At 59.9% G+C, this 11716-nt stretch carries 13 protein-coding genes; 9 read left to right on the top strand and 4 right to left on the bottom strand.

Going from position 1 to position 11716, the window contains the following annotated elements; genetic code table 11:
* Positions 1 to 237, bottom strand: a complete 237-nt coding sequence (locus BWR59_RS01655; protein WP_081563907.1) for a hypothetical protein — start codon at positions 235 to 237, stop codon at positions 1 to 3.
* A 59-nt stretch (positions 238 to 296) separates the two neighbouring features.
* Entirely contained in the window at positions 297 to 1187 is an 891-nt protein-coding gene (locus tag BWR59_RS01650; protein WP_081563906.1) for a triacylglycerol lipase, read from the bottom strand.
* Between the two features lie 170 nt (positions 1188 to 1357).
* On the opposite strand from BWR59_RS01650, the gene osmE reads away from it, so the two are divergent.
* Together osmE and BWR59_RS01640 are read left to right on the top strand one after the other, a co-directional pair.
* Complete coding sequence (gene osmE / locus BWR59_RS01645) at positions 1358 to 1696, top strand: osmotically-inducible lipoprotein OsmE (protein ID WP_081563905.1); 339 nt, start codon at positions 1358 to 1360, stop codon at positions 1694 to 1696.
* 155 nt (positions 1697 to 1851) lie between these two features.
* Positions 1852 to 2385 carry a ferritin-like domain-containing protein gene (locus BWR59_RS01640; RefSeq protein ID WP_081563904.1) on the top strand — a complete coding sequence of 178 codons (534 nt, stop codon included), beginning with the start codon at positions 1852 to 1854 and terminating at the stop codon, positions 2383 to 2385.
* Positions 2386 to 2882: 497 nt separating this feature from the next.
* On the opposite strand, the gene BWR59_RS01635 is transcribed toward BWR59_RS01640, so the two are convergent.
* A complete protein-coding gene (locus tag BWR59_RS01635; protein ID WP_081563903.1) occupies positions 2883 to 4949 on the bottom strand; it encodes an AsmA family protein in 2067 nt (688 codons plus the stop codon).
* Between the two features lie 316 nt (positions 4950 to 5265).
* On the opposite strand from BWR59_RS01635, the gene BWR59_RS01630 reads away from it, so the two are divergent.
* From BWR59_RS01630 to BWR59_RS01600, 7 genes are all read left to right on the top strand, one after another.
* Positions 5266 to 5535: a hypothetical protein gene (locus BWR59_RS01630; protein ID WP_074751900.1), complete on the top strand. Its 270-nt coding sequence runs from the start codon at positions 5266 to 5268 to the stop codon at positions 5533 to 5535.
* A 142-nt stretch (positions 5536 to 5677) separates the two neighbouring features.
* Positions 5678 to 6310 carry a TetR family transcriptional regulator gene (locus BWR59_RS01625; protein WP_081563902.1) on the top strand — a complete coding sequence of 211 codons (633 nt, stop codon included), beginning with the start codon at positions 5678 to 5680 and terminating at the stop codon, positions 6308 to 6310.
* A gap of 178 nt (positions 6311 to 6488) precedes the next feature.
* Entirely contained in the window at positions 6489 to 6989 is a 501-nt protein-coding gene (gene ureE, locus BWR59_RS01620; protein WP_081563901.1) for an urease accessory protein UreE, read from the top strand.
* Positions 6986 to 7660 carry an urease accessory protein UreF gene (locus tag BWR59_RS01615; protein WP_081563900.1) on the top strand — a complete coding sequence of 225 codons (675 nt, stop codon included), beginning with the start codon at positions 6986 to 6988 and terminating at the stop codon, positions 7658 to 7660. Before ureE ends, BWR59_RS01615 begins: the two co-directional genes overlap by 4 nt.
* 62 nt (positions 7661 to 7722) lie before the next feature.
* Complete coding sequence (ureG, locus tag BWR59_RS01610) at positions 7723 to 8337, top strand: urease accessory protein UreG (RefSeq protein WP_081563899.1); 615 nt, start codon at positions 7723 to 7725, stop codon at positions 8335 to 8337.
* 25 nt (positions 8338 to 8362) lie between these two features.
* On the top strand, positions 8363 to 8950 hold the full coding sequence (locus tag BWR59_RS01605; protein ID WP_081563898.1) for a HupE/UreJ family protein: 588 nt from the start codon (positions 8363 to 8365) through the stop codon (positions 8948 to 8950).
* Positions 8951 to 9123: 173 nt separating this feature from the next.
* Positions 9124 to 10260, top strand: coding sequence for an AGE family epimerase/isomerase (locus tag BWR59_RS01600; protein WP_081563897.1), 1137 nt, complete (start codon positions 9124 to 9126; stop codon positions 10258 to 10260).
* Between the two features lie 145 nt (positions 10261 to 10405).
* On the opposite strand, the gene BWR59_RS01595 is transcribed toward BWR59_RS01600, so the two are convergent.
* On the bottom strand, positions 10406 to 11179 hold the full coding sequence (locus tag BWR59_RS01595; protein WP_081563896.1) for an SDR family oxidoreductase: 774 nt from the start codon (positions 11177 to 11179) through the stop codon (positions 10406 to 10408).
* Positions 11180 to 11716: the final 537 nt, after the last annotated feature.

Genomic DNA, 11716 nt, shown 5'->3' with positions numbered 1-11716 from the left:
TCAGGCCTTTTCGACATCCTCGGCGCTGTGGATCGACACGTCGGTAATGCCCGCCACATGGGGCAGATTGACGTGGGGGCTCCCGGCACCGAGGGGGTCGTCATCCAATGCCACATGATGCTTGAGCGCCAGTTCGTGGACCACCTCAATAATGGGCACATCCAGATCGTCGATCACGTCGACATGGTGTTCACCGGCCAGGTTGTATTCGATCTCGTACAGTTCTTTATCGCTCATCGCATCTCATCCTTTGCGACCTCTTCAGGTCGACTGATCACGAACTACGGCTCATAAAGTCAAAGCCCGGCGGCTTTCAGGCGCGCGGCATGGTCGAGGAACAAACCCACAGGATTGGCTCCCTTGCCCACCAGCCCGAGGTGCTGGTTGACGATGTCGAAATGGTCGAGCGGGAAGTCGTCACCGATGACCGTGCCCAGATGCGAACTGAATCGCCCGACCATGCCATCAGATTGACCTCGCTCTTTCGTGAACGTGCGAGCGAATATGCGGCAGGTGAGATTAGTGGTATCGAAGAGGTTCTTGCCCCGGTCCGTGCGCCCCGGTTGCAAGGTGCCGGACCACGAGTAATAGCGCACGCCGTTGACCAGCTCTTCACCTTGCCCACCCCATGTTTCGGGCAGACCTTGAGGGAACAGCGCGTTGAAGCGGGCGACACCGCTGGTGGTCAGTGAGTGATGCGCGGCGTCGACATCGGTGGGCAACCGGGTGCCGCGATAGCCGGTGTCGAAAAAGGCCAGAACCAGCGTCGTCAGACGAATCGCCGCATTGACCAGCCGCCCGCCCACCGTGCTCTGAGGAAAATGCTCTTCAAGATAATCCGCCAGCTCAGAGCCATGATTCGGCCCCGCCACCGAGGTGACGGAAGCCACCAGATCCGGTCGCACTCCGGCGACATAACGAATGGTCAGCGCGCCCTGGCTGTGGCCGATCAGATTGACTTTAGCGGCGCCAGTTTCTCGCAGGATTTCCTCGACGCGTGCCAGTAGTTGCTCGCCGCGAATTTCGGTGGAGTTGACTGCCGAGACCATCACCGGAATCACCGTCGCCCCGCCCCGACGCAGCGCGGGGACGATGCCGAACCAGTACGGGTAGACCACCAGTTTCACGAATCCCAACAGCCCGGGCACCAGCACGATCGGATAACGCGTGGCCTGTTCTTGCGTCATGAGCGGTTGAATCCTCTGCGAGCGGTTCTACAGACACTAGCCGCAAACCATTCATCAATCATGACAAAACCCGGTAATGCCCCATCGCCATCTTTTGATCGAACTCTTTCAGTACGCCGATGCTCATAAGTGCAACGGCCAATGAAGGCCTTCCTGTGGAGTGACCGGTTATGTACAAGCAATCTCTGGCAGTAGTGTTTGCAATGGCCGCACTGGCTGGCTGTACATCGACAACCCTGCAAAACCCTGTGGACTACGCAACTTACCGCAATGAGCCACTGGTCAAGCAGGTGGAAGACGGCATGACTGAACAGCAGGTGCTCACTATCGGCGGCGAGCCTTCCACACGCGTGCATCGCAAGGTTCACACTGGCACCTGCAACAATTACGTCCTGAACAAGGATGGTCATCAGCAAGCCTATTACGTGACGTTCGGCGCCAATGATCGCGTGGACAGCAAGGGTTTCATGACCTGCGAGCAGCGTGAAGCCAACGAAAAGGCCGGTTGATCGCCTCCAGCAACCGCACGCAAAACAAATAAAACTTTTCCCCTCGCCCATGACTCACACCTTAAGACCCGATCTCGCCAGGCGCCTGCAGGCTTTCACAGGCAGGCGCATCAAGAGCGAGACGGTTTTAACCGGATTAGCCCTGGAGAAAAATCATGAGCAACGTGCACCAATTATCCGACGTCAGTTCCCTTCGCGAACGTGCCCGCCAACATGTGGAAAACGGTGCCGTAACTGAAGGCTATGACGCCGACCGCGAAACCATCCTGCGCCTGCTCAACGAATCGCTGGCGACGGAATGGGTTTGCGTGCTGCGTTACAAGCGCCATTACTACATGGCCAAAGGCGTTAAAGCCCAGGTTGCTGCGGCTGAGTTTCTTGAGCACGCCAATCAGGAGGCCGAACACGCCGACATGCTCGCCGAGCGCATCGTGCAATTGGGTGGCGAACCCGAGCTGAACCCTGACCTGCTGTCGAAAAACTCCCATGCGCAGTACGTGGCGGGCAACACGCTGAAAGAGATGGTCACCGAAGACCTGATTGCCGAACGCATCGCCATCGACAGCTATCGCGAAATCATCCAGTACATCGGCGATAAAGACCCGACCACCCGCCGGATCTTCGAAGAAATCCTCGCTCAAGAAGAAGAACACGCCGACGACATGGCGGATATTCTCGACGGGCTTTGATGTTCGAGCCGCAATGCAAAAAAGCCAGGACATGTGTCCTGGCTTTTTTGTGCGTCCAATAACCTGCAGCGGCAACCCATGTAGTAGTCCGGCTTGCCGGCGGCGCCAGGCGCGAGTCTTAGCAACGCCCCAGATTCTGAGGGAGACGCCGGAGGTCACGACGGCAGCGAAGCTCCAGCAACTCCGCAGGTCTCACGCCCGGCTCGGGTCTTCGCCGCACCCCAGACTCTGTGGGAGACGCCGGAGGTCACGACGGCAGCGAAGCTCCAGCAACTCCGCAGGTCTAACGCCAAGCTCGAGCCTTCGCCACACCCCAGACTCTGTGGGAGACGCCGGAGAGCGAAGCTCCAGCAACTCCGCAGGTCTAACGCCCGGCGCGAGTCTTCGCCGCACCCCAGACTCTGTGGGAGACGCTGGAGGTCACGACGGCAGCGAAGCGGCAGACCAGGCACACAAATGTGCCTGACCCACCGTTAACCAACTCAATCCTGGGCTGCTTACTGCACGGTCTTCGGCGCCTTGCCCGCGCGCATCTGCTCCAGCAACGGCGCGCACTGGTTGGGCTCGCCGCCACTCGGAGCGATCAAGGCCAGCAGCCCCGCAGCAGGCCCAACCGCTGCACCCAACAACACCATGCCCGCGCCACGCAGCAGCAACGGCCCGGATTGCACACCCGCGCTCGGCTTGATGAACGGCCCACGGACATACAGCGGCGAGCGCAGCGAGAACACGCGGAAGCCTTTGGACTCTGGACTGATCTTGAGATCCAGCTGCTCGGTCTTCATGTTCGCCGTGCCGTCGATGTAGATGAACGCGTTCTCGGTGTCGAATACGAACAGTTTGGTCGTGGCCAGGCCATCCTTGATGCCGAAGTCCGACGCCGCGCAGTTGATCTTCACGTTCTTGTCGCCGAACAGCGTGCCGACCACGTAATTACCGACGTTCAGGCCAGCAATTTCCATCAGGTCGCGGCTGATTGCGCCGTCGTTGACCAGCATCTTCATCTCACCATTCGCGGTGCCAAGCAGCGCCGCCACGGAGTTGCCCTTGCCGCTGATGTCGGCATCGCCGTTGAGCTCACCAAAGCTGGTTTTCATCGGTTCGAAGGTCGGAAACAGCTGCTTGAGCTTGAAGTTGCGCGCGGTCAGCTTTGCCCGGCCTTCGAGCGGCTGGCTGTGGCCGTTGAGCTTGATGTCGGCGTCCAGCTTGCCGCCCGCCACGCCGAACCGCAGAGGCTCCATGCTCAGTTGGCCGTCGTTGAGCACCACATGGGTGTAGAGGTCGGTAAACGGCAGTTCAGCGCTCTGCACGATCTTCTTGCCGGTGAACTCTACATCGGCGTCCATCGTGCTCCACCGATCAGTCTTGAACTCCTCGACGGGCAAGACCTTGTCAGTTGGCTGTTTGCTTTCACCGCCGCGGTTTTTCTGCTCGGCATTGGAATCGGCACCGATCAGTGGCTTGAGGTCTGCCATCAACAGTTGGTTGGACACCAGAGCGCCGCTCAACTTCGGGCGTGGCTGGCTGGCGACAAACGCCAGATCGCCATGAATATCGCTGTTGCCGATCTTGCCGTTGAAGCCTTTGTACTGGAACGACGCGCCGGCCGGGTCATGCAGTTTGGCGATCAGGCGGCCGTCGGTGGAGTAAGGCGGGGAATCCGGCAGCGTCACGCCGGTCAGCGGATACAGATTGCCCAGGCTGTCGCCGGACAGCTTCAGACGCAGATCCAGTTCACCGAGATTCTGCGGATCAGTCACCGTGCCCGCCACCGCAACCCGGGTATTGCCGGCGCTGACATCGGCCTGAACCGGGAATGGCAACGCCGCGTCCTTCAACGCCAACAACCCACCTACCTTGCCGCTGCCGTTGAGTTTCTGGCCGTGGTACTGGCCTTTGGCGGTAAAGCCGAAGGCATAGTCCTGCGCGGAGGCGCCTTTGTCCGCGACCTTCTTCGCCTCACCGCTGCCAACGATGTCGCTGAACGGAATCGGTTTACCGAGCGGATCGACTACCACATCGACGGAGGTATTGATCATCTGGTCGTTGTAGCTGACCAGGCCCTTGTCGAACCCGATGGAGCCAATATCCACCACCCAGCTTGAAGGCTTGGCGTTCGGATCGCTTTTCGGTAGATCGAACACCCAGTTCGCGCGGCCATCGGCCAGACGCTCGATCTTCGCGTTGGGCTCGGTGAGGTCGATACGCGGGATGACCACGCGCTGAGCCAGCAAGGGCAGCGGCGCAAGGCGCATCTCTACGCGTTTGAGGGTTACCATTTGAGGGGTCTTCGACCACTCGGGGTTACCGAGGGCGATATCTTCGGCCGACATGTGTGGCCACGGCACCCAGGCACGCCAGCCGCCTTCGTCCACCTCGCGATGCCAGACCACAGCCAGATTACCGTTAATGGCAAACGGTCGATGCAGCTCGGCGGAAACTTTTTCATTGATGGTTGGCTTGAGCCGATTCCAGTCGAAAGTAGCGATCACGATGATCAGTACGGCCAGCAACAGCAGCAGAATGCCGACTGTCCAGGCGAAAATCTTACGGCCTCGCGTCATTGCGTTTTCTCCCCAAATACCGACGCCCCGTCCTGGGCGCGTCGCACACGTCATAGCCCTTCGACTGATAAAAGGCCTGTGGGTTTGATGAAATCCCCAAATCCACCTCTTAAAAGTTCCGTACCCGCCCTCAGGGCTCGCTGAAAACGGTCGGTCAGAGAACCTGAAGCATCCGCCGAAGGCCCGCCCCACAAGGCTTTGCCGCCCGAATCAATTCTGTCGATGGTCACCATCAGCCCTTTGAACTTCTTTATATACGCAGCGCCAGTAAAATTGCCCCATGTTCACTTACCCGCCCTTTCGAGAGGCACAGTCCATGAAACGCCAACTGATCGCACTGACACTTTCCCTCCTCGCCTCGAGCGCGTTCGCCATGCCTGCCAGCGAACAACCCGTGCTCGGCGAAGTGAAAGCTGCCCAGCAAGTCGGTCTGCCAACCCTGGCGCAAGACGGCCCTGATCGTTTGATCAACCAGTACCAACGCGTCGCTGCCGAAGAAAATTGCAACAGTCTGGCGCACCGCTACCAGCGCGTCGCCGACAACGGTCCGGACCGCCTGGTGCAGCAATACCAACGCGTTTCCTGATTCGCGAACGAATCAAACCAGCCCGGCCAGCACGCCGGGCTTTTTCATGCCTCAAGCAATGCCCGTGGCAAACCCGGTTCGACGCAGCGCAAACGCATTTGTTAGAGTGCTGCCCATTCTTTCTTCAGATATCTCTCACTGCATGCTGCCCCGCGCCGAACAGAAACAGCAGACCCGCCACGCCCTGCTCGATGCAGCGCGGGGTTTGATGGAGAGCGGGCGCGGCTTCGGCAGCCTGAGCCTGCGCGAAGTGGCGAAGACCGCCGGAATCGTGCCGACCGGTTTCTATCGTCATTTCGACGACATGGACCACCTGGGTCTGGCGCTGGTCAGCGAGGTGGGGCAGACCTTCCGCGAAACTATTCGGCTGGTTCGGCACAACGAGAACATCAACAGCGGCATCATCGACGCATCGGTGCGGATCTTTCTCGATGTGGTTGCCGCTAACCGCTCGCAGTTCTTGTTCCTCGCTCGTGAGCAATACGGCGGCTCGCTGAAAGTGCGTCAGGCGCTGGGCGCGCTGCGGGAGGCGATCATCGCCGACCTGGCGACCGACCTGGCATCAATGGCCAAATTCCACCACCTCAACACCGACGACCTCTCGGTGATGGCGGACCTCGTGGTGAAAAGCGTATTTGCCATGCTGCCCGAACTGATCGATCCGCCGCCCCAGACGCTCGCCGAACATCTGACACCGCGCGCCAAGATCACCCAGCAATTGCGCTTCATCTTCATCGGCGCCAAGCGCTGGCAGGGCCTGGGCAGCACCGAGTAAGGCCAGGAATTGAACGCACCAAATTGTTGCAAGATATTGACTCGCGCACCAATAACTTACATCCATTCGCTCCATCCCCAAGCACTTACGCACTGAAAGCAGGCATTTCCTGACCATCCCGTCAGTTGGCAAGCCACTTGCTCTAGCCATTGCATCGCACATTGCTGGAAGTTTCCCGATGCTGGTGATTCATCAACGAATCGAACCCCAATCCGAGTGGGCTGCCGAGCTGCATTTGAATTTCGAGGCGCGGAGCAAGAGCCGCTTGCGCTGTTTCAGTGCCGAAGGCGAAGACGTTGGCCTGTTTCTGGAACGCGGCCAGTCGCCCTTGCGCGACGGCGACTTCCTCAAGGCTGAAGACGGCCGAATCGTGCGCGTCTGCGCCCGCCCGGAAGCGTTGATGCACGTCACCTGCAGCAGCGCTTTCGAACTCACCCGCGCCGCCTATCACTTGGGTAACCGCCACGTCGCCCTGCAAGTGGGTGATGGCTGGCTGCGCCTGCTCGACGACTACGTACTAAAGGCCATGCTCGACCAGTTGGGCGCGACCACCGAATCCATCGAAGCGTCGTTTCAGCCTGAGCATGGCGCCTACGGCGGAGGTCATCACCATTCGCGCGCAGGCGAAGAAGACTTCAACTATGCGCCGCGCATCCACCAGTTCGGCGTGCGCAAATGAACAAGGCCTGGGCGCTGCTGCGTCTGGCGAGCCCGCAACTGCCCATTGGCGGCTACAGCTATTCACAAGGGCTGGAAATGGCGGTGGAGCAATCCATCGTCACTGACCCGGCCAGCGCCCGCCGCTGGATCAGCGATCAACTGCTGCTCAATCTTGCCCGTTTCGAAGCACCGCTCCTGCTGGCCCATTGCACTGCTTCGGCCGAGGACGACTGGGCGACCTTGCTGCAACTGGGCGAAGAACATCGCGCCAGTCGGGAAACCCGCGAACTGCATCTGGAAAGCCGGCAGATGGGCTACTCGCTGCAGCAATTGCTCAACGGTCTGCCCGAAATGGATGAACCGGCGCGCGGCTTCCTGCAACAAGTTGGCGAACCGCATCTGGCGCTCGGTTGGGCGTTGGCTGCACGGGCCTGGCAAATCACGCCACAGGACGCCCTCGCAGCCTGGTTGTGGAGCTGGCTGGAAAACCAGTTGGCGGTGCTGATGAAAACCCTGCCATTGGGGCAACAGGCCGCCCAACGCCTGACCAGCGAGTTGCTACCCCTGCTGCAAAACGCCCAACAACACGCGACATCACTTGACCCTAAGCACATAGGCAGCGCCGCGTTCGGCCTGTCATTGGCGAGCATGGGCCACGAGCGACAATACAGCCGCCTGTTTCGATCCTGACTGTTTTGATCTGAAAGCAGCCACACCCAGAACCGCACAAGAAGATTTACGGAGAACATTTGATGAACAGCCAACCTTTGCGTGTCGGCATCGGCGGTCCGGTCGGATCGGGCAAGACCGCCCTGACCCTCGCCCTGTGCCTGGCCCTGCGCGAGCGCTACAACCTCGCTGTGGTCACCAATGATATCTACACCCGTGAAGATGCCGACTTTCTGGTGCGCAACGAAGCCCTCGCGCCGGAACGCATCATCGGCGTGGAAACCGGCGGCTGCCCGCACACGGCGATTCGCGAAGACGCCTCGATCAACCTGGAAGCCGTGGATCAACTGAACCGTCGCTTCGAAGGGCTGGATCTGATCATCGTTGAGTCGGGTGGCGATAACCTCTCGGCGACATTCAGCCCTGAGCTGTCAGACCTGACCATTTACGTGATCGACGTTTCGGCGGGCGACAAGCTGCCGCGCAAAGGCGGTCCAGGCATCTGCAAATCCGATTTGCTGGTGATCAACAAGATCGACCTGGCGCCTCTGGTGGGCGCGTCGCTGGAGATGATGGACCGCGACACCAAAAAGATGCGTGGCGACAAGCCGTTCGTGTTCAGCAACCAGAAGACCGGCCTGGGCCTTGAGGAAATCATCGCCTTCATCGAACGCCAGGGCCTGCTGACTGCCGCCTGATTTCATTCACTAAGGAAGATCATTGATGAATAGCAAAACCTTCACCGGCAAAAAGCTGCTGGGTGCCCTCGCGCTGTTGCTGGTTCCGGCATTGGCCTTCGCCCACCCTGGCCATGATGAGAGCGGGCTGGTGGCGGGTATCAGCCATCCTCTGGGCGGCATCGATCACCTGTTGGCCATGGTTGCCGTGGGCCTGTGGGCTGCGCAGCAGAAAGGCGCGGCGCGTTGGGCCCTGCCTTGCACGTTCGTCGGCACCATGCTGATCGGCGGCTTGCTGGGCTTTGAAGGCCTGGCATTGCCTGGGCTGGAAAGCGGGATCGCTGCCTCCGTCTTCGCACTGGGCCTGGCCGTGGCGCTGGCTGTGCGTCCACCACTGTTCATGGCGGTGGGCGCGACTGCAGTGTTCGCGATGTTCCACGGCGTGGCTCATGGCCTTGAACTGCCAGAGATGTCCAGCCCGTGGGGTTATGCGCTGGGCTTCGTTGGCGCCACCGCTGCGCTGCACGCCGCAGGATATGCCGTGGTGCGCTTCCTGCCAGCCGCTGCCGCGCCGATGGTGCGGGTTGCCGGAGCGTTGTCCGCCGCCACTGGCGTATGGTTGTTTGCAGGCTAGAGCAAACACTTTCTTTCGTCTGTAGCACCACGGCTTGCCGGCGGTGGCGTATGAAAAACCGCCACCGCCGACAAGCCTTGCTGCTACAGAACAGCTGCCCGACCAAAACCACCCCCGCCGTCGCACCTCCTGCTACCATGTCGCGCAATTTGCCCCTGCCGTGACGCGATCCGATGCCTGACGTTTCTCTCCCTGCCGCCAAGTCTGAACTGTCCGCTGTGTTCACCACCGCGCAGCAGCACTTCATGGATGTGATCGTGCCGCTGTGGCAAGGCCCGGGGTGGAATGCCGAGATGGCGCTGCCCTATGAGGCGCTGGATGCCCAGCATCAACCGCTGCCTCCTCAGCGCTACCGGGCCATGGCCTGTGCGCGGCAGTTGTTCCTGTTTTCCAGCTTCATCGGGCATCCACAGGTTGCAGATGCCGGCATTCGTGCCGCTGCACTGTTTCGCTCATTGCAACAGCATTTCCACGATGCCGAGCACGGCGGATGGTTCTACAGCATCGACCCGCAGGGCGCACCGCTGGATCGCCGCAAGGATCTGTACACCCACGCATTCATCATCTTCGCCTGCGCGCATTACTGGGCAAAGGTGCGTGAGCCGCTGGTGGAGTCGGTGCTGAACGCGGCACTGCATGTGGTGGCTGAGCAGTTTGCCGATGGCGATGGCTTGTACGAGTCGGTGCTGGATGAACATTGGTCTTCGTTGGGCGCAGGTCCCTTGCAGAATCCCTTGATGCATCTGGCGGAAGCCTTTCTGGCGACGCTTGAAGTGCGTGAAGACGCCCAAACCCTCGCCGCGCTCGATGCGCTGGCAGAAGCCATGCAGCGCCGCTTTGTGGATATCGAACACGGCGTGATGCTGGAGAAGCCGCTGGATGCTGTGGATAACTGGTCCGAGCCGGGCCATCAGTTCGAGTGGTTCTATCTGCTGGAGTCTTCCGAGCACTTGCGTGGCACCCCACTGCATCGCTCGCTGACCACTGCATTCGCGCACGCCGAGGAACAGGGGGTCGACCAGGTCACCGGTGCGGTGGTTGCGATGCTGGAGGTGGATGGTTCAGTGAAGGACGGCACCCAGCGCATCTGGGCTCAAGCGGAGTACCTGCGAGCGCTGACTTTGCGACCTGACGGCGAAGCCTTGCTGGCGCGTCAGTTGAATGCTTTGCAGCAGCGTTTTCTGCACCCCGCCGGCTGGAACGAATGCCTGGACAGCCAGGGCCAGGTCAGCCGCAGCGACATGCCGTCGACCACGCCGTATCACTTGGCGACCTGCTATATCGGCTTGGCCGAATATTTCAGGATTTGACCATCAGTAATGCCCTGATCCGATCCCTGTGGGAGGGAGCTTGCTCGCGAAACCGGTGTATCAGCCACTGTTGAAGGTGAATGATAAAACGTCTTCGCGAGCAAGCTCCCTCCCACGGCTCAGGGGGCGGACCTGAAGCGAGTGCTTACTTGGTTTGCGCGCGGCTGCGATCAATCGCAAAACCGACCCAGGTCTGGCTCACCGGCATCAGCTCCAGATTGTTCACGTTCACGTGCGCCGGGGTGTTCATGATCCAGAAAATGGTGTCAGCGATATCCTGCGGCTGAATCGGCTCGGCACCCGCGTAGGTGGCGTCGTACTTGGCCTGGTCACCACCGAAACGCACCAGCGAGAACTCGCTTTCGCACAGGCCCGGCTCAAGGTTGGTCACCCGCACGCCAGTGCCAACCAGATCGTTGCGCAGGTTCAGCGAAAACTGCCCGACGAACGCCTTGGTGCCGCCGTAAACGTTACCGCCCGGGTACGGGTAGTTGCCCGCCACCGAGCCCAGGTTGACGATGCTGGCGCCACGGCCGTACGCAATCAGGCGCGACAGCAGCAGACGCGTGGTGTAGACCAGACCTTTGACGTTGGTGTCGATCATGGTGTCCCAGTCGTCCAGATCGCACTTGGGCGCAGGATCGATTCCCAATGCCAGGCCTGCGTTGTTGATCAGGCCGCGAATCTTGGCGAAGTCTGCCGGCAGACCTTCGATGGCCTTCTCCATGGCCGCGCGATCACGCACATCCAGCGTCAGCGTGTGGACCTTGGTCTGCTTCGACAATTCGGCACTCAAGGCCTGCAAGCGGTCTTCACGGCGACCGGTCAGCACCAGCGACCAACCCGCTTCTGCGAAACGGCGTGCACAGGCTTCGCCAAACCCGGAAGTGGCGCCGGTAATGAACACGGTAGAAGTCATGTCGTTCTCCTGACTGAGGGTTTCGGCTTAGGAATAAGCTCTGGATTAACGCAACCCAACCGCGTTGCGTGTAGGAAAGTTCTGGAGAATGCCCGCGCAGGCGGCTCTGGATCAAGCCTGTGGCCAACAATCGTCGTACAACCCTCTTACTGTACAAAAAACGTACAACCCACTCAAAGCCTTATGTCCTGTGGCCTGTACGTAGTTTTGCCCAACTTATCCACAGCCAGACACACAAAATCCGGGGGCAACTCAAAGTCACCAAAGCCCCGCCATATGGGGCCTGTGGGCAAGTTGAAGTGGGTTTTCGCTTGACCTGCTGAAACGTATCTGCAACCAAACAGGCCCCCGACCTGCACAGGCAGACAGGATTCCCCTCGCCAACCCAGAGATTGCGCTACCTGCGGAGGTCTTTCCAAGGGTTGCACACAGACTTATCCACAGCCTTACCCATCCCGCAAACTGTATAAAAAACCAGCCCTTTCAGCGTTGACAAACGCCCTCAAAATAACGGCCGGAATCGTTGATCAAAAATTG

The sequence above is a fragment of the Pseudomonas sp. Bc-h genome (assembly GCF_002080045.1).
Taxonomy (GTDB): domain Bacteria; phylum Pseudomonadota; class Gammaproteobacteria; order Pseudomonadales; family Pseudomonadaceae; genus Aquipseudomonas.
This window is presented reverse-complemented; position numbering and strand designations above follow the sequence as displayed.